The organism is Acinetobacter sp. YH12254 (genome assembly GCF_013417415.1).
GTDB lineage: Bacteria > Pseudomonadota > Gammaproteobacteria > Pseudomonadales > Moraxellaceae > Acinetobacter > Acinetobacter pseudolwoffii.
The window spans coordinates 21,014-38,477 of the sequence record NZ_VPEB01000022.1 but is presented as its reverse complement, the minus strand read 5'-3'; the positions used below and the strand labels follow the sequence as shown (position 1 = coordinate 38,477).

Sequence of the window (17,464 nt, the reverse complement as noted above, 5' to 3'; positions counted from 1 at the left end):
TGGCGCATGAGAAGCTCAGCAGCATGTTTGACCTGAATATCCCGGTAGAAACGGTTCGGCGCTGGATGACTGCAAATGACCTTTGGATTCCGCGATCCAAACGTCTAAAACGCCCATACCAGCCACGCTATAACCGTGATTGCTTCGGTGAGCTGATCCAGATTGATGGCTCATATCATGACTGGTTTGAAGGAAGAGCCACCAAATGCTGTTTGCTGGTTTATATCGATGATGCTACCGGCAAGCTGTTGCATCTACGCTTTTGTGAGGCTGAAACGACCTTTGACTATATGCTTTCAACCCGAGCCTACATTGAGCAATACGGCAAGCCCTTGGCCTTTTATAGCGATAAACACTCGGTATTTAGAGTCAACCAGAAATCCAGGCAAGACAGCCAGATCACGCAATTTGGGCGGATTCTGAATGAGTTAAACATTGATATTATCTTCGCCAATTCACCCCAGGCCAAAGGTCGCGTAGAGCGAGCGAATAGAACCCTTCAGGACCGTTTGATCAAGGAGATGCGCCTGGAAGGCATCTGTTCGATTGCAGAAGCAAATGCCTGGTTGCCCTGCTTTATTGAGCAGTTCAATCAGAAGTTCGCCAAATGTGCGCGAAACTCAAAGAACCTGCATCGACCATTAACCGAATCTGATCTTGAACTGGATGATATTTTTACCTGGCAGGAACCGCGTAAGGTCACCAAGAACCTGACGATTACCTATGACAAATGTATTTATCTGCTTGAACCGACAGAGCTGAATCATAAGCTTGCTGGGCAATACATTTCATTTCTGGAGTATCCGGATGGCACTGTGGCCCTCATGCATGAAGGACGAAAGCTCAACTACAGCATCTTCAATAAATTGGCTGGGCTGCAGCAAAATGAGATTGTTGAGAATAAACGGTTAGGTTCAGTCCTGGCGCATATCCAGCAACAACATGAAGAATTGGAGAAACAGAATAAACGTTCCCGTGCCAAGAAAAGTATGCCGAGCCGTAAAGCTCAGAAAGCTGTTATTGAACAAAGAAATTTAAATCCTGTGCTTGACTCTTGTGGTTAAAAACAGGACATTTTAAATGGTTTATCGCATAGACATTTTAATTGGTGAATAACAACACTTGTATATTAATATAGATATCAACTACTTAATAAAACAAGAAAAATCCAAGAATGCCCAAAAATCCGATTTTGAAACAAGTCGGCTTTTTTATGAGCGGTTTTGATAGTTCTTGCCAATAATTTTGTTTAAAAAGTAATCAATTTTGAGATTTTTCAAATTTTATCAATGCCCCAATGTCCAAAATTATCCACATTTTTTGTGGATAAAATTTAGGCTATTTTGTACGCTTTAGCTTACATAAATTCCGGCCCTTTGCGGCTATTCGGAATAGTGGAATTTTCATATGATTGAATGGTCAGGAACAGGAAGTTCCATATAATTAAAAATAAGTACCAGGATGGCGCTATATAAGACAGGCAAAAGCACAGAGACCTAATGTTCCAATAAAAACCCCCGGCAGGATGCTGGGGTTTTTTATTATCTTAAATATTTAAATCAGAGTTGGATGAGCATCCAGAATGCGAATTAAAGTCGCTGCAGGACCAGTCGGATAGCGACGGCCTTGTTCCCAGTTTTGTAGAGTTCTGGCACTGATATGCAAACGTGCAGCAAATTCAGCTTGGGTTAAGCCTGTTTTCTCACGTACTTCTTTAATATCTGGTAATTCAAGCTCAGTCACTCGGCTTTCTTTCATCTCATTGCGTTTGATGGCACCAGCTTCTTTAATCGAAGCAACTAGGTCATCAAATAAGTTGTTATCCATGAAATTACTCCTTCACTAATTGACGCAGGATCGAGGTTTCTTTGTCTGTCAGATTATCTTTCACGGACTTTGGATAATTCATAAAAAATGAGTTCTTTTCTAAATGATATCTTTAGGCTAGGTAAAAATAAAAAACCACACTTAAAAGTGCGGTCAATTTGGAGAACGTCTCAGGTCTAAAAAGAAAAAAATAGTTAATTTTCCTCTTCACAGAAATTAGTAGAGCAATGCTTTCCTGATCTTTTTATCTGTCTTATACTGCGACAAAGCATATACAGCCCAGATTGCGGCCGGAATCCACCCTAGAATCGTAATCTGAAGAAATAAGCACATCATTCCTGCAAATGGACGACCTATCGTAAAAAACAGCAGCCAGGGAAAAATTAAAGCAACCAAAAGTCTCATATTACGGTCCTACTGATACGTTATTTCAGGTGAATTAATTTTCATTGAAGGGGTAAATTAAACAATTTTCGATCACGTTCGTCTGTTAAATACTTATCCATTTGTGTAATTAATTTGGCTCTAGCCTTTTCATCATCTCCGGTAATTTTCAACAGCAGGATCCGATTAAAATCTTGCGTCTAATATCACTGAGAAAATCCACGATTTGATGCATTTGTATCATCATCTTGATTAAGCCGGTTTTTCTTGCCGAATGGCTAAGAGACTTGTTTAGGTGTACTAATCAAAGTCGTGAAACTTTGATTAAAGAATAAGCGTGGAACGTGAAAAATCATAAAAAAAGCCCGGTCATGGAAACTCGGGCTATCAACTAGGAATTACAGCATTGATTTATATAGATAATTATAACGCATTTTGTATAACGTGTATTATGTTATTTTTAGGAAGTCTTTAGAGTTATCTTTCAAGTAACTGACCTATTTCTAACCTGGTATAGCCACGTTCTTTAAAGATCAAAATAATTGCTTTTTTATAGTCTTCAGAAGTAGAACTCTTATATTTAGTTATCAGTTGATTCTCAGAATTCAGCTCAAGATCATTTTTGATGGTCAATACTTCGCTAGAGATCTTGTTAAAGATATTTAGGTTAAACATACAGGCACTCATCATCCGTATTATAGCGGCCCGACTATAACGAATACCTGTCTTAGCTACGCTAGACACCCTTGGCCGCAAGGATTACAAATTAAGAGAAATTCCGCAAGTTTTTGTCTATTGAAAGAATAAATAATCTCCTAACTGTTATCTATTTAGACAGATATGAAATTAATCCACCCCTAACCCTTTAAACACCGCATCCACCGGATCTGCATAAAAGCTGGTCTGGAACTTGGTAAACAGTTCCACAGGAATCGTTGGGATATCTGCCGCACTACTCATTGGTAAAGCAACCTTCTTGGCACCCGCATCAAAAGCAACTTGCAGACATTCGGCAATACTTTCCACCGGTGTCACTGAACCACCCAAGCTCATATCACCCAGTACCACCATCTGACTTTGTACCGATCGTCCTAAGAGGCCAGAAGCGAAAGCCACTAAACTTGGCAGAGCAAGATGGCTGAGCGGGCCGGTATTCTGGGCACTGTTGCAAATAGAAATTTGAGTCGATGATGTTCCCTTTAAAAAGTGCTTAGAGACCGAAAACTCTATTCACCAGATAGACTTCACCCTGAGGCTGACCATAATAAAATGACGAAGCTTGGCCTTTACGTAGTGCACGCATGACTTCAATACCTTTAATTGTGGCATAAGCCGTCTTCATAGATTTGAATCCTAACGTGGCCCTGATGATCCGCTTTAGCTTACCATGATCACATTCAATCACGTTATTTTTATACTTAATCTGCCTGTGCTCAAGGTCTGGTGGACATTTACCTTCCCGTTTTAACCGTGATAAAGCACGTCCATATGTGGGTGCTTTATCCGTGTTGATCACTTGTGGAATTTGCCACTTCTTCACATTATTTAAAATTTTTCCAAGAAAACAATATGCTGATTTGGTATTACGTCTAGAAGAAAGATAAAAATCAATGGTATCGCCACGTTGATCGACTGCACGATACAGATAAGACCATCGTCCATTCACTTTTACATAGGTTTCATCAATATGCCACGAGCTCAGACCTGTAGGATTACGCCAATACCAGCGTAAACGTTTTTCTATTTCAGGAGCATAACGTTGAACCCAACGATAAATCGTCGTGTGATCAACATTCACACCACGTTCGGCCAGCATTTCCTGCAGTTCACGATAGCTAATGCCATATTTACAATACCAGCGCACAGCCCAAAGAATGATTTCGCCCTGAAAATGCCGACCATGGAAAGGATTCATATACTGCACCTTTAGCTAGAACAGTCTTCAGCTTACCATTCGTGGTTATTTGCAACAGTGCCCTTCAGCTTACCATTAGTCGTTATTTGCAACAGTGCCTGCAGCACTTCGTGTCGTACGCCCCATCGGTATAGACAGAATCTATTCGCTCATTTGGTGGGATTTGATCCAGTAAATCACCTAGTACTTGTGAATCACTGACATTATTTGTCGTAAGCTGAACGGCACGTATTTGCAGTGTTTCAGCATCTATACCAATATGCAGTTTACGCCATTGCCGACGGTATTCAGGCTGATGTTTCTTACGCTTCCATTCACCTTCACCTAAAAATTTTAAACCCGTAGAGTCGACGAGTAGGTGTAACCCATCACGACTTTTCTGATAGCTTATCGCAATATCAATATGCTTTTGTCGTCTACAGAGGGTGGAGTACGAATATCACTGATATTCGGGGCTGCTCAGCCACAGAGTTTAATCAGGCTTTGAGCAAAGCCAGTGACCATACGTAAAGAAAGACGGAATAGAGATTTGATCATTAAACAGCATTGAATCGCTGTATCGGAATAAGTTTGATTTCGTCCGTGCTTGCCTTGTGGTTGTGCATACCATTGGGTCTTAGGATCAAACCAGATTGAAATATTTCCTCGCTTGATTAAAGCTTGGTTATACGAGGACCAATTGGTTGTACGGTAAGTTTTAGGTGCAGGCTTCTTCATCTGGAAATTATATTGCTAAAGAAGCCCTCAAGAATAGCTTTGTGCAACAAAGCCATCTTTCTCTAAAAATCTAAGATGAGTTGAATATAGCATACATTCAACTCAACTAATGAGCCGAATGTGTTGGTTAATTAGCTCATCTATTTATCTAGGACAGTTTTAGAATTTTTCCTGATTCCATCAGATCTCTAGGGGAAAAGTTATCCCCAATTGCTGTAGATAAAAGCGGGACAACTTTTAGCCTTTTTTGTACGCCCTGGCGCACAGACATTTAGGGATTTTGCGGCTAGGGGATCTGTGCTTTTTTACTTATGATGAAATCATGCAGGAACAGGAAGTTCCGGAACAGAAAACAACAACGATAAGTTCTAACACTAGGATAGTGAGGGTAGAATAGCAGCTACCAAAGATCGCACTGTAAAAAACCCTGGCAGGATGTCAGGGTTTTTTATTGCTTGGATTCTCAGACGAAATGCAACAGAGATTAATTTAGGTAGGAAGTGGGATGAGATAGTATCTTGCTTCCAGACCGACCAAAGTCAAAGTTGCACAATGAAGTGGGATTGATTAATAGCAGACAGTGGTAAATTAATTTGGAAAATTTTCCCCCGAATATCTTTTATTCCAAAATTTTTCAGGCGTGCAGTATGCATTTTTAAATACTTTTCTGCATTATCTTGACTATCAAACAGGTAAATTCCCCCTGCTTCCTGAGCATCGCTATTTTCTGTCCATATTTTCCAGATCATGCCAGCTTCCTGATTAATACTTTCTGCAAGTGTTTGATAGGCGCGACTCATCTCTTCTCCAAATGGGCCTGGCGTCGGAAAGTCTACCTGAAGAATAACAGCCATGGTTTTATCCTCTACCGTCCAATAGCAATCTTCATACTCTAGCATTTTGCTAATGATTTTAAAGAAAAATTAGTCCTAAAATTGACTATTAAAAATTTTTGAATTTACTAGGCACCGTTGATATTTACTATTTATAATTAAAACTATGAGAATAGCTTCAATAAAATTAAGTAAATTTGAATTATGATGAATGGATAAATTACGCAGAATAACTTTTAAATTTTGCCAGTGTTGATCTTTCAGCATGGTACGAGGCATATCGAATAGTGAAATTAGGTTTGAAGATTTGATTTTACTACTTCGCTATTTGTTAAGCTAAAATGTCAACACACCCTAATATTTCATGATCATCACTGGTAATTCGGTTGAGCGAAGTACAGCTGTGGCCACACTTCCGAGTCTCCATTTTTTAAAACCTCTGCGACCATGCGATCCCATCACAATGAGATCAGCCTGTATCTGTTTGGCAGTTTTCACAATACTTTCTTCAAACACTACACTTTTTAGGACTTTAGTTTCAACTTGAACGCCCGCTGCATATGCAATTTCACTTGCTTGTTTTAATACCTCTTCTGCATTCGCATAAGCTTGAATAAAGTGTTCTTTCATTGGAGCAGAGACATAATAATAATAGAAATCTGCATCTGTAAATGGATCTTCAGAAACCAGACTGATGAAGGTCAATCTGCTATCGAATACCTGAGCAATTTCGACCGCATGTTTTACCGCGGAGAATGAAACTTTTGAACCATCAACTGGTACTAAAATATTCTGGTATGACATCGATAATGCTCCAAATACGAACTTTCTATTCAGTTATAGATAACATAAGCATGTTAGCGCTTCAATTTAAAGCATTAAACAATATCAAATTTATCCGGAATACTACTTAACTAAAAAATAAGTGAATAGCTTTTTGGCTGCTATTCACCTGATGATCAAGACTGCTTAACTTGGCAAGACGTATCCCTTTTCCCTAATTAAACGTACTGCTGCATCACATACTTCTACATCATAAATCGTTCCACGTCCTTTTAAGATTTCTGCAAGCGCAACCTCTATGCCTAAAGCAGGACGGTATGGGCGATGCGTAGCCATTGACTCGATCACATCGGCCACCGTCAGAATACGCGCCTCAGGATGAATCTCATCACCTTTTAATCCTTTAGGATAACCTGTCCCATCCATGCGTTCGTGATGCTGACCAATGATTTCAGCAATTGGAATATTGAAAGGAACATCCTTGAGAATTTCATAACCAGCCTGCGCATGACCTTTCATCATTTCCATTTCCAGATAGGTCAGACGAGTAGGTTTGGTCAGAATTTCGGAAGGAATTGAAATTTTACCAATGTCATGTACCAATCCAATCTCTTCCATCTGCAGACAGCGTTTTTCATTCCAGCCCATTTCCTTGGCAATCGCACTGGCAATCAGCCCGACACGGCGTTCATGTCCCGCTGTATAAGGGTCGCGTAATTCCACCATGATCGATACGGCTTGTAACGTACCATACATGGTAGCTTCCAACTGCTCAAGCTGTCGGGCAATCTGGTCCTGTGCCTGCTTTTGCTCGGTAATGTCCTGTGCCATCACAATCGAGGCTGGCAAGCCATCATCCCAAGTGATGCGACGGCTATGCAGGGCAAATTCCCGGATCTGGCCATTTTGATGTCGGAACGGAACCACACAGGATAGGCTCGAATATTCTGCAGCCTGATCCTGCTCTTGGTTAATCAGTGCCGGTGTGTCTGCGGCCATGGTGCTAAATTCCAGAATATTATGTCCAATGAGTGCTGCAGCAGACCTGCCCAGCATATTGGCATAACTCGGGTTGACATACAGATAGTGATTGTCGCGCAGCACATACATCCCGACCACGGTTTGTTCCACCATACCCCGGAAACGCTGTTCACTGTCTCGTAATGCCTGTTCAGTTTTGCGGATGGTGGTCAGATCATTCCAAGCCAGAATCACATCATTGCCGACAATCGCCAGTGTTCGCTGAGCAATACGCTGACTACCATCTTTAGCTAACAGAGTAATTTCAGGAAATTGCACCTGTTTACCGTTTTTTGCCAGTTGCAATGCCTCTTCCCAGTTCTGCTGCATAAACTGTCTTTGCTCTGGATTAGGCGCCACTTTTTCCAGCCAGGCTTCCCGATTTTGAAAATCTTCCAGACTATATCCCAGCCATTTTTCATAGGCCAAATTAACCGCAAGAATTCGTTCATCCTGTACGGAAATAATATGCATTGGCACGGGAGACTGCAAAAATACCTGTTGGAAACGTTGTTCCATCTGCTGAGAATAGGTCTCGGCAGTTTTACGCTGTTGCTCCGCTGAAAAACGCTCCAACGCAGAAGAAATGTCCCTAGAAAGATTTTGCAACAGTAGAATTTGCTCCTCATCAAATTCTACTTGCCTTGTAGTATACACCCCCACTAGCCCCCAGAAATGTCCATCAAGCAACAACGGGATTAATGCTGCCTGACTTATCTTTTCCTGTTTTAAGTACTGTCTCCATGCCTGGTATTCTGGTGAAACATTCTCGTCCGCGTCATTGATCAAGGAATAGGCATAGACATCTACCTCTGGACTGGTATTTTTCACCTGATGCAATGGAGTATTTTCATCTTGCTGTAAGAGAGTGCGTAAAGTGGGCATAATATTTGCGCTAATATTATGATGGAACTGAATCATCAATGGACTGTCAGCTCGATCCTCTGCTTTGATTGCAATTAAAATTTTAGCAAAACTACCCAGATTCAACAGCACCTGCTGCAACTCGGTTAGCAAATCTTGCCGATTCTGGCTATGCGCAATCACCCGGTTGGTTTCAATGAGCAGCTGATAGAGATAAGTCAACCGTGCTACACGCCTTTGTGACTGTATCCGGGTATATACATCGGTAATCTGACCGGTGATATGATCGATTAAACTCTGCTCTTCATCTAGAAAAGTCGGGGCATCCGCTGCCGGATCATACCAGATGCTTAAGGTGCCGAATTGCTGAGTCTCATTGGCAAAGACTGATTGCAAAAAAGGCATCTGAGCCGGAGGGGCTGTACCAAAAACACCCCAGTCACTATCAATCTGCAGCTTAACCCGCTCCGGAGAAGATAAGCCGGAAGGGATTGTCTGCATCACTTTGTGCAACAGCTCGCTCATGCCGGTATGGGTATTATTGCAGAGTTGATTGATCTGATTCAGACATCGCACTTCTTTTACACGTTCCTGCAGATCCTGCAGCAAAAACTGGCGATCGGTAATATCGTGTACCACCATGACCCAGACGGTTTTTTTACCCAGGCGTTCTGCAAAAGGTGCCACATGACACTCAACCGTTTTGTGATCCGGCAAGGTCAACTGGACTAAAAACTCTTGCGGAGCCTGCTGCAATCGGGAGCACACCGGGCAATCTTCGGCCTTTACCCGAGGATCATGCACCAGTTCATGCACAGAGCGTCCGCTCAATTGTGTCGCTGGAATGCCGTGCAGCTGGGCTGCCGCCAAGTTGACCTGCTGAATCATTTGGCTAGAAGTGACAATATAGGTTGGATCAGGAATGGTGTCATAAGTGCTGGCAGCCTTGGACAACATGCTAAAAGGCTCTTTAATGGTCGACTCGACCAATGCCATATAAATGAACCAGTACGAATAGACTTTCAGAATATGCCCCAGCAGATTGGCATCGGCATATACGGACACATATTGGGTAAAGGCAAATTCAGAAGCCATCATGGTCAGCATGGACAGGCTGACCCCAAACGTCAGTTGAGGCGATAAATATTCGCGGCGCTGCCAGACCAGCACCAGTGCTAACGCCAGAACCGCAATAATCAGATATTCACTGTAAATTTTAAAAGGGGTCAGGCCTTGCTCATCAACAAAGGCGGTTGGAAAGAAACCCAACATCACAGCGCTGACAATCCCCACACTGAACAGACCAAAAAACAGGTTCAATGCAAGAGGCTTGATCGCCCGTGTCAGCATAAAGGGCGCAGCGAGCATGGCAAAGGCCTGCAATAACCGGGCACCAATCCATAATTGAGTGGCCTGATTGGCACTGTCCACCGGAAGAATTTGCATGCCTTTATATAGCAGGGTGTGGAACAGGTCAATAAATCCACACCAGCCAAGCGCGATGGCAATGAAAACCACAAAATAATTTTTAGTAAAATGCCGTGACACCACGGTCACAATCAGCGCTGTGAGCGCGATAATGATTGAAATCAGTTCTGCCACGGTATGGGTAAATAGGAAACCAAAACTTTGATTGGTCCACCAGATCAGCAAGGCAAAAATCGTCGGTGGAATCAGCATCATATAAGGAGAAATAAACGACTTGAGGTCGAATACATCTGGTGAAAATAAGTCACGAGATGATTTTGGCATAAAATTCCCCAATGAAATTCACAAATAGCCTTATACAATAAGGTTATTCAAGGTTTTTTATTTGTTGAAAATTCACATGTTTATTATAACATTGAGCCAAGGTAAATATTCCGTAAATATATTCATAAAATCCTTTACTACTAAAAAAATACGCTAGATCTCTCTATGCAATTTTCATCAGTAAAGGTCTAAAAATCAACGCGTACAGTTGCGTCCTTCACGCTTGGCCTGATACAGTTTTTGATCTGCCATGCGCAATACTTCCTCTACATCGTTAGAACTATTTGGCCAGTAAGCAATCCCAATGGAAATGGTCACTATACCAATTTCTCCCATTTCAGTGAGCTCAACCGCTTTTCGTAACCGCTCCGCTGCCTGAAAAACTTTTATAGGATCTGAAGCAGCCATTAAAATAATAAACTCCTCTCCTCCCGAACGGCAGCAGACATCATTGTCTCGGAAATGATATTGCATCACGTTCGCTAGCCTTTGTAAGACAATATCGCCTTTGTCATGCCCATAGGTATCGTTCACCTTTTTAAAGAAGTCGATATCTGCCGCCAGCACAGCAAAATCGGTACGCATACGCACAAACTCTTCGATAAACAGGTTCATTCCACGGCGATTGTATAAACCAGTTAGGGGATCAGTATTCACTGATTGATTCAACTCATCAATTTTTTCATTGAAATTTTGACAGCTCAGCATCAGAGAATTTTTGAATTGATTGACTTCAAAATACGAAGGTTTAATTTCGTTGATTTTATCCTGAACATCCTGCCGACTGAGCATACTGGCCATTTTCGCCAAATGGTTTAAAGGCAGTGCAATCAAGCCCGATAAACGCCAGACCACAAAGAAAATGAATAAATAGAATAGGCTAATCCCGATTGATACCTTGATAATAATACTGTTGGCTTGAGCAAATAACTCATTAATCGGCTGCTGTGATACCACAATCCAGCTCACGCTGGGAATATGCGAGAAACCGACCAGGCTATCTATGCCTTTACTGTTCATCAGACGGAAAGCACCAGCCTGTTGATGAAGCATCGTGGTCAATCCATCACCGGTCTGGACTTTCTGTCCGATTTGCCGAGTATCGGCATGAAAAATGATCTGTCTTTGATCATCCACGACGTAAGTATAATTTTTCTTGTAGCCATATTTGGATGCCAGCATTTCACTTACCAGATTCTTGCTTTGCAGGTAAATCGTTCCCGCAATAAAACCTAAATATTTTCCTTGATCATCAAAAACCGGCTCAGAAACAATGACGATCAATCTATTGGTTGAAGACCAGTACGGTGAAGAAATATAAGTTTGCTTACGTTTAATCGACTCGGTAATACCGTGGGTTCTATGAATTTTTCTAGAATCAATTTTCAAGGTTTTTGGGGAAAATGAAATGATCCGTCCTTCCCGGTCAGCTAAAAAAACACTGTTGAAATTGCCTGACTGACTTTTGAGACGTAATATTTCGTTTCTTGTTAAATTTTCATTAGAAAAGTTTTTTCCCAACAGATTGGCGCTAAATCTTAAATTTTTTAGGATTTCTTCAAACTGATAATTAGTGTGTGCAGCAATTCTGGAAGAATATTCGGCATTCAGGGCCAAAGAATTGTCGATCAGGCGCTCTTTGACCGTATAGTTAACAAAGAATAAAGAAAAGACAAACAGACAGGTCACGCTTAAGATCGTTAGCAATAATATTAAGCTGCGCAAGTTCAAATGGAGCGCTGATAGAACCTGTCTCAATAGGTCAATCCTAAGTGTTGATTTGTGATACTTATATCATAAAAAACCTTAAATCGATTGCTTGTTTCATGAACATTAGTGTCAGCAACATAACCAACAAATTGCCTCCCTTCCATTGACCTCTTTTCACAAAGTAACTGTGATTAAAAAATACTTATATCCAAGTACCAATGCATACTTTAGGCACTAAAACAACATAATTTTCCCGAAATTACCCTTCAGTAAACATCAATTAGCCTTGTTAATACAGACGTTATGCATAATTTTCCACAAGTTATTCTTAAATAGACACTCACTACCCTTATTAATACAAAAAATTCACATAATTTGTCCAAAAATTATTCTTGAAAAAACATCTATCATCTTTATTAATGTACAAATTCTACATAATTTTTCCAGAATTATCCAAGAATAGACATTCAGTTCCATGATTCATACATAAATTTCGCAAATTTTTACCTTAGAAAATTTAACTTTTAGATCATAATTTATTTACATATATATGATTCAACATTAACTCATATGAAGTTCTTTATTTTTAATAATTATTTTGGAACTTAATAATTATCATAAGATTAATTTTTTATTCAAATAAGAAGATTGTATTTATGATTAATAATTAAATTTATAAATAAATTATTTCTTATACATATATATTAAAATTCAAATTTATTTTGAATAAAAATTAAGCAATCTATTTAATTATAAAATAATAAATTATATATAAAAAGTCTAAATAAAATAAAAATACAGGTTTTGATGTGGTAACAGCCTATAAAAATACAGGTTTTGATGTGGTAACAGATCATGAAAATACAGATTTTGATGTGGTAACAGAATTTAAAAATACAGGTTTTGATGTGGTAACAAGCTTTTTTTGATGTAGTAACATAGGCCAAGTATATAAAATGATCAAAAGTACGGACATGTACCATACACTTGATCAAGATGAAATTTATTTATTGTTTTTATGTATAATAGAAATGAATTTATTAATATTTATGATAATTAAAAGGAAGATGAAATAATATTCAGTTTTTGAATATTTAAATAAGAGTGGTTATATATTTAGTATAATTTAAATATTTTTTTTATTTTGATGAATAAATTGGATCATTATAATCATATTTATTTCCTAAAAAGATCTCTGTTAATGATTTTCATGAACTTCCCCACTCATTGAAGACAATCCACATACATCTCATTTTTTCGTACTTCTTAAATTATGAAAAGTTAGCTCAGACTACTTTAATACCACTCAACCTTATCGCCTTGATGTTCATGTTCAAACTCTCCTTAATCTATTAATCAGTCAATAAGTGCTTTTTTTGAGAAATTTCCTTGAAGAATCTTTCATCCTCTTCACATTCTGTTCACGACTTTCGGCCTAAAGTATCAGCATAGACCTAATACGGATAGCCAATATGAAACATATCAAAAAAATACTGCTAGCTACCTTGTCCTTACCGCTACTAGTTTTAGCAGGATGTAAAAGTATTCCCAGCTATTCAGGTGATTATGCAAAATCCAGAAACCAAATTCAGGGAACTGCGCTGGATCAGGCTAAAGCCCAAGACATCGGCATTCGCTTTACTTCAGCTTTTAATACTTTAGGTACACCTGCATTTATTGAACGAGCCGGATCACTCTATGCCGATCAGCTGTTTATTAACGATACCCTATCGCAATTTTCATCACGTCAAAATCTACTCCAACATTTTCAAGGGATGAACAAGCGTGTCAGTAACGTGAATGTCAAACTATTAAATACCTCCTATTACCAAGACTCTGCCTACGTGCACTGGCATATGGCCTATGACTTTAAAATGTTTGGCACGACTCGAACTATGGATTCTTTTGGTATCAGTGAAATCAAAGTCAACGGAGACAAAAAAATTATTTTCCAGCAGGATTTCTGGGATCCGGCCAATGGCCTGTATCGTTCTTTACCTTATGTTGGAGGAGCCTATTCATGGGTACTGCCATTCAAAAAGTAGTATTAAATACGGGACTACTGATGCTCTGCAGTTTCAGTTCATGGGCACATGCCCAGAATATGAATCAGTGTGGTCGTGGTCCACTTCTGGTAGCTCAGAAACAGGTTGGCGTCGCCCGTTATTATGCTCAGAACTGTACAAAACCCTGGCAAGGCCAGAATATGCAGATTGATTTTTCTTATACACAAAATATTCCGGAATGGGCTTTCAAGCGTGCAGCGACCCATTTTCTGAAGCGCAATGAGCGAGAGTCTAAACATTTAATAGTATTAGATAGAATCACCCAGCTTTATAAGCCGGTAAAACCGGGTGATCTCTATCGCTTAAGCTATCAAGCCGAGACTCAGACCCTGACCTTGATGCTAAATCAGCAGGTGTTAGGCAATCTTCAGCATCCGCTAGCACAACAATATTTTAATATCTGGCTGGGATCGCAGCCATTTAGTGCTAAATTAAAACAGCAATTATTGAATTAGTCTCTGCCGTTATGTCCAAACATTTTATCCTGATGGTCGAAGACCATTATGAACTAGCCTCTACCTTATGCGAGTTTCTGGAAGAACATGATTTTGTGGTGGATCATGCCCGCAATCTGAACGCTGCACGCCAATTACTGAAACAGCAGCGCTATCATATTTTGCTTCTAGACATTAATCTGCCTGATGGTTCGGGTTATGAACTGTGTGAATGGCTGCGTCATGACGAAGGGTTGGATTTACCCGTACTGATGTTGACGGCGCGCGATACTCTGGATGACAAACTCAAAGGCTTTAATTCCGGCACGGATGATTATCTGGTTAAGCCCTTTGATTTTAATGAGTTGGTGGTTCGGGTCAAAGCCTTAATCAAACGCTCATTGGGTGAAGTTTCCAGTAGTCGCCTGCAAATTCATGATTTGATTCTGGATCCCGCAAGACAGCAGCTGACTCGGGCTGGACAGACGATTGAACTGCCCCCGATTCAGTTCAAACTGCTGAAACTGCTGATGCGTCATTCACCTAAAGTCCTCACCAAACAGGAAATTATGCTGGAACTCTGGGGTGATGAAGAGCCGGAAAGTGATGCCTTGCGCAGTCACATTTATAATTTACGTAAAATGGTCGACAAGCCTTTTGAGCAGAAACTGATTCATACCATTTCTGGTGTAGGTTTAAAGATTGCTTTGGAAGCTTAAGTCTAAACGTACAAAGCTGAAACTTAGTTTAAATACACTACCACAATCAGACCGGTCGTCATTGCCAGATCAATCTCTGGATGGGTACTGAGATAATACTGCCGGTCAAAGAGTTCGACCCGCCAGCCCAGCTGTTTGCACAACTTCTGTACCAGTTGCAGGCCAATACCATGCCCTTTGATCTCCAGTTGCAACTGCTGGCCAGACAGCTCCTGAACTTTAGAATTATTTGGCAAAGAGATGCCGATTCCATTATCAGCGATCAATACTGTATTTTTCTGTAGAATCACATCAATTTCTGTACCTTGCGAATAATTCAGCGCATTGCGCAAAATATTGCCAAAGACCATTTTGGTCATCGATGGATACAGTTTACGTGGCTGCTCATCGAGGTCTTTTTGTAGGTCGATCTGCATGCCTTTGTTGTGGCTGACACTGTCCAGATCCTGTACCAGATTCTCCAGACATTCTGACAGCATAGTGGGCTCGGCCGTCAGGGTGTTGGTGGTATTTCGGGCGATAGCCAGTAAGGTATCGACCAGCAGCTGCATGTCTTCAATAGTATTGTGCAGGCGGGTAAAGGATTTGTTGTCACCATAGCGTGCCTGACACAGTTGCACATTGCCTTTTAAAATCGTCAATGGCGTGCGCAGTTCATGACTGACATCACCGGTAAACTCACGTTCGCGCTGAATGAACTCGCTGAGCACCTGATGATATTTTTCCAGTGCCTGCTTGAGATATTCTGCTTCCAGATTGGAGTCAGTACGGATGTCCTGAAAAGGCGAAGCCTGATTTTTCTGATGCTCCCAGTCGATATGTTCCAGTGCATTGGCCAGCCGGGTAATCGGAGAAAAATAACGCCGGGCGCGACGGTTCCACCACCACAATACGCTATACAGCACGAACAGGCTGACCATTAGTGGTGCCAGACCAAACAGCCAAACCAGCTTGTTCACGTTACTTTCGCCAAAGACCAGCAGCACATGCTGCCTGTCTTTTTCACCGTAGACGGTCATGCGCTCTTTACCATCGACAAAATGCCGATTTACGCCTTGCTCGAACTGCATGTGCTGAAACTGCACAGGGGGGGTATCATACCAGCGATAACCATACAGGTTTTTGGTGTCGGGAAGTTCGGCGGCCGGATTGCGTTCCAGCCGCTGCCAGTAATGTGACATTTCCTGTTCCAAGGCGGTGCGCAGCAAAAAGCCTTTGATCACCCAGGCACTACAGGCAATGCCGATCACCACCGACAGGGCAATGAATCCGATTTGCAGCCAGTAATAGCGGTTAAACACCTCACCCAGAGGATGATCGCGTTTGTCCCTAAACAGCTTTAACATTGATCAATTCCCCGCTGGCGCATTCGATTCATCGTTCAATTATACGGCTTTCTTTTTAAACAGAAAGTGGCCGATCATCCACTCGCGTCCATGCTCATAACCGAACAATTCGGCACAGGCCATAAAGAAAATCCGCCAGCGTTGCCACCAGATGGCCGCATCTGCGCCATAGGTCTGCTGAAACAGGGGCTGCAGCTCAGCCTGCTTTTGGTCCATATTCTCCAGCCAAGCATTTGCCGTGCGTTCATACTGGGTACCGGCCCATTGCCAGTGCTGCTCCAGCTGCAAATGCTGCTGAAAATGCAGGAAAGTTGAGGCTGCCGGCATCAGGCCGCCACTAAAGAAATATTGCGACATCCAGTCAAATTCATTTTTGACTTCAAACGGATAATGCAGGAAACGGTGACAGAAAATATGGCACCAGAGCAAGCCATCAGCTTTGAGCCAGCTGCTGATATTTTCAAACAGTTTCTGGTAGTTGCGCACATGCTCAAACATTTCCACCGAAACCACACGGTCGAAAGCAGCCGATTCCAGTTGCAGTACATTGACATCGCAGGTGATCACCGTCAGGTTTTCCAGTTTTTTCAGACGGGCCTGTTCCTGAATATACTGACGCTGGGTCGAGGAGTTCGACACTACAGTGATGCGGGCTTTGGGATAATGCTCGGCCATATACAGACTGAGTGAGCCCCAGCCGCAACCAATTTCCAGAATATCCTGTCCATCCTGTAACTGTGCACGCTGACAATAGCTGGCCAATGCTGCTTCTTCTGCCTGATCCAGTGTAGTATGCGCCTGTTCAAACAGGCTGGCGCTGTACTTCAGCCGCTTGCCCAGCACCGCCTGGAAAAATGCGGTGGGCAGTTCATAGTGCTGTTCATTGGCTTTGTCGGTCTCGATGGCAATTTCGCTGTTTTTCAGCATATGCAGCACATCCATATAACGCTGTGCCGCCAGTGCCGGGTCAAAGCGCCCTTCCTGTGCCAAACGTTTTTTGCTTAAAGTGCGAATGCCTGCGCGAATCACCGGGTCGGGCACTTTGCCGCTTTCGATCAGTTTTAAAGATTTTTGAATCATAAAGTCCATGTATT

14 protein-coding genes and 3 pseudogenes are annotated in these 17,464 nt (G+C 41.4%); 4 read left to right on the top strand and 13 right to left on the bottom strand.

The features are described from left to right. Positions 1 to 1,064 (top strand): ISNCY family transposase (locus FTV29_RS13870; protein WP_180075628.1); only part of this gene is annotated, 1,064 nt, incomplete at its 5' end. Between the two features lie 490 nt (positions 1,065 to 1,554). On the opposite strand, the gene nadS is transcribed toward FTV29_RS13870, so the two are convergent. The 11 genes and pseudogenes from nadS to FTV29_RS13820 form a co-directional block, all read right to left on the bottom strand. Beyond that, positions 1,555 to 1,827, bottom strand: coding sequence for a NadS family protein (gene nadS, locus FTV29_RS13865; RefSeq protein ID WP_180075627.1), 273 nt, complete (start codon positions 1,825 to 1,827; stop codon positions 1,555 to 1,557). A gap of 216 nt (positions 1,828 to 2,043) precedes the next feature. After that, positions 2,044 to 2,232 (bottom strand): YqaE/Pmp3 family membrane protein, encoded by a 189-nt coding sequence (locus tag FTV29_RS13860; RefSeq protein ID WP_180075626.1) that lies wholly within the window; start codon positions 2,230 to 2,232, stop codon positions 2,044 to 2,046. Positions 2,233 to 2,688: 456 nt separating this feature from the next. Next, positions 2,689 to 2,886, bottom strand: a complete 198-nt coding sequence (locus FTV29_RS15190; RefSeq protein WP_257220488.1) for a hypothetical protein — start codon at positions 2,884 to 2,886, stop codon at positions 2,689 to 2,691. A gap of 171 nt (positions 2,887 to 3,057) precedes the next feature. Continuing rightward, positions 3,058 to 3,369, bottom strand: a pseudogene (locus FTV29_RS13855) (S16 family serine protease); the annotation flags it as partial. Between the two features lie 52 nt (positions 3,370 to 3,421). After that, a complete protein-coding gene (locus FTV29_RS13850; protein WP_001067786.1) occupies positions 3,422 to 4,126 on the bottom strand; it encodes an IS6-like element IS1006 family transposase in 705 nt (234 codons plus the stop codon). 97 nt (positions 4,127 to 4,223) lie between these two features. Further along, positions 4,224 to 4,843 (bottom strand): annotated as a pseudogene (locus FTV29_RS13845) (IS5 family transposase); the annotation flags it as partial. Positions 4,844 to 5,382: 539 nt separating this feature from the next. After that, the gene (locus FTV29_RS13840; RefSeq protein ID WP_071852326.1) at positions 5,383 to 5,697 is read right to left on the bottom strand and encodes a monooxygenase; all 315 of its coding nucleotides are present in this window, start codon (positions 5,695 to 5,697) and stop codon (positions 5,383 to 5,385) included. A 147-nt stretch (positions 5,698 to 5,844) separates the two neighbouring features. Continuing rightward, positions 5,845 to 5,955 (bottom strand): annotated as a pseudogene (locus tag FTV29_RS13835) (IS5/IS1182 family transposase); the annotation flags it as partial. Positions 5,956 to 6,030: 75 nt separating this feature from the next. Continuing rightward, positions 6,031 to 6,480 (bottom strand): universal stress protein, encoded by a 450-nt coding sequence (locus FTV29_RS13830; RefSeq protein WP_180000747.1) that lies wholly within the window; start codon positions 6,478 to 6,480, stop codon positions 6,031 to 6,033. A 165-nt stretch (positions 6,481 to 6,645) separates the two neighbouring features. After that, positions 6,646 to 10,095: an MASE3 domain-containing protein gene (locus tag FTV29_RS13825; RefSeq protein ID WP_180075625.1), complete on the bottom strand. Its 3,450-nt coding sequence runs from the start codon at positions 10,093 to 10,095 to the stop codon at positions 6,646 to 6,648. A gap of 195 nt (positions 10,096 to 10,290) precedes the next feature. Further along, positions 10,291 to 11,784, bottom strand: coding sequence for a sensor domain-containing diguanylate cyclase (locus FTV29_RS13820; protein ID WP_286380590.1), 1,494 nt, complete (start codon positions 11,782 to 11,784; stop codon positions 10,291 to 10,293). 1,493 nt (positions 11,785 to 13,277) lie between these two features. Here FTV29_RS13820 and FTV29_RS13815 point away from each other — a divergent pair. The 3 genes from FTV29_RS13815 to FTV29_RS13805 are packed head-to-tail and all read left to right on the top strand — an operon-like array spanning position 13,278 to position 15,024. Then, positions 13,278 to 13,850, top strand: coding sequence for a nuclear transport factor 2 family protein (locus FTV29_RS13815; RefSeq protein WP_071852190.1), 573 nt, complete (start codon positions 13,278 to 13,280; stop codon positions 13,848 to 13,850). After that, complete coding sequence (locus tag FTV29_RS13810; RefSeq protein WP_071852189.1) at positions 13,826 to 14,326, top strand: chalcone isomerase family protein; 501 nt, start codon at positions 13,826 to 13,828, stop codon at positions 14,324 to 14,326. Before FTV29_RS13815 ends, FTV29_RS13810 begins: the two co-directional genes overlap by 25 nt. Positions 14,327 to 14,337: 11 nt before the next feature. After that, a complete protein-coding gene (locus FTV29_RS13805; protein ID WP_071852188.1) occupies positions 14,338 to 15,024 on the top strand; it encodes a response regulator transcription factor in 687 nt (228 codons plus the stop codon). 23 nt (positions 15,025 to 15,047) lie between these two features. Here the strand turns inward: FTV29_RS13805 and FTV29_RS13800 are convergent, their stop codons facing one another. Beyond that, entirely contained in the window at positions 15,048 to 16,370 is a 1,323-nt protein-coding gene (locus FTV29_RS13800) for a HAMP domain-containing sensor histidine kinase (RefSeq protein ID WP_180075623.1), read from the bottom strand. Between the two features lie 39 nt (positions 16,371 to 16,409). Next, complete coding sequence (locus tag FTV29_RS13795; RefSeq protein WP_071852186.1) at positions 16,410 to 17,459, bottom strand: cyclopropane-fatty-acyl-phospholipid synthase family protein; 1,050 nt, start codon at positions 17,457 to 17,459, stop codon at positions 16,410 to 16,412. Positions 17,460 to 17,464 lie beyond the last annotated feature (5 nt).

What these genes read in the sequence shown, in the direction of transcription:
- nadS (WP_180075627.1), bottom strand. Translation starts at nt 1,827, where the DNA reads ATGGATAACAACTTATTTGATGACCTAGTTGCTTCGATTAAAGAAGCT.
- FTV29_RS13860 (WP_180075626.1), bottom strand. Translation starts at nt 2,232, where the DNA reads ATGAGACTTTTGGTTGCTTTAATTTTTCCCTGGCTGCTGTTTTTTACG.
- FTV29_RS15190 (WP_257220488.1), bottom strand. Translation starts at nt 2,886, where the DNA reads ATGTTTAACCTAAATATCTTTAACAAGATCTCTAGCGAAGTATTGACC.
- FTV29_RS13850 (WP_001067786.1), bottom strand. Translation starts at nt 4,126, where the DNA reads ATGAATCCTTTCCATGGTCGGCATTTTCAGGGCGAAATCATTCTTTGG.
- FTV29_RS13840 (WP_071852326.1), bottom strand. Translation starts at nt 5,697, where the DNA reads ATGGCTGTTATTCTTCAGGTAGACTTTCCGACGCCAGGCCCATTTGGA.
- FTV29_RS13830 (WP_180000747.1), bottom strand. Translation starts at nt 6,480, where the DNA reads ATGTCATACCAGAATATTTTAGTACCAGTTGATGGTTCAAAAGTTTCA.
- FTV29_RS13825 (WP_180075625.1), bottom strand. Translation starts at nt 10,095, where the DNA reads ATGCCAAAATCATCTCGTGACTTATTTTCACCAGATGTATTCGACCTC.
- FTV29_RS13815 (WP_071852190.1), top strand. Translation starts at nt 13,278, where the DNA reads ATGAAACATATCAAAAAAATACTGCTAGCTACCTTGTCCTTACCGCTA.
- FTV29_RS13810 (WP_071852189.1), top strand. Translation starts at nt 13,826, where the DNA reads ATGGGTACTGCCATTCAAAAAGTAGTATTAAATACGGGACTACTGATG.
- FTV29_RS13805 (WP_071852188.1), top strand. Translation starts at nt 14,338, where the DNA reads ATGTCCAAACATTTTATCCTGATGGTCGAAGACCATTATGAACTAGCC.
- FTV29_RS13800 (WP_180075623.1), bottom strand. Translation starts at nt 16,370, where the DNA reads ATGTTAAAGCTGTTTAGGGACAAACGCGATCATCCTCTGGGTGAGGTG.
- FTV29_RS13795 (WP_071852186.1), bottom strand. Translation starts at nt 17,459, where the DNA reads ATGGACTTTATGATTCAAAAATCTTTAAAACTGATCGAAAGCGGCAAA.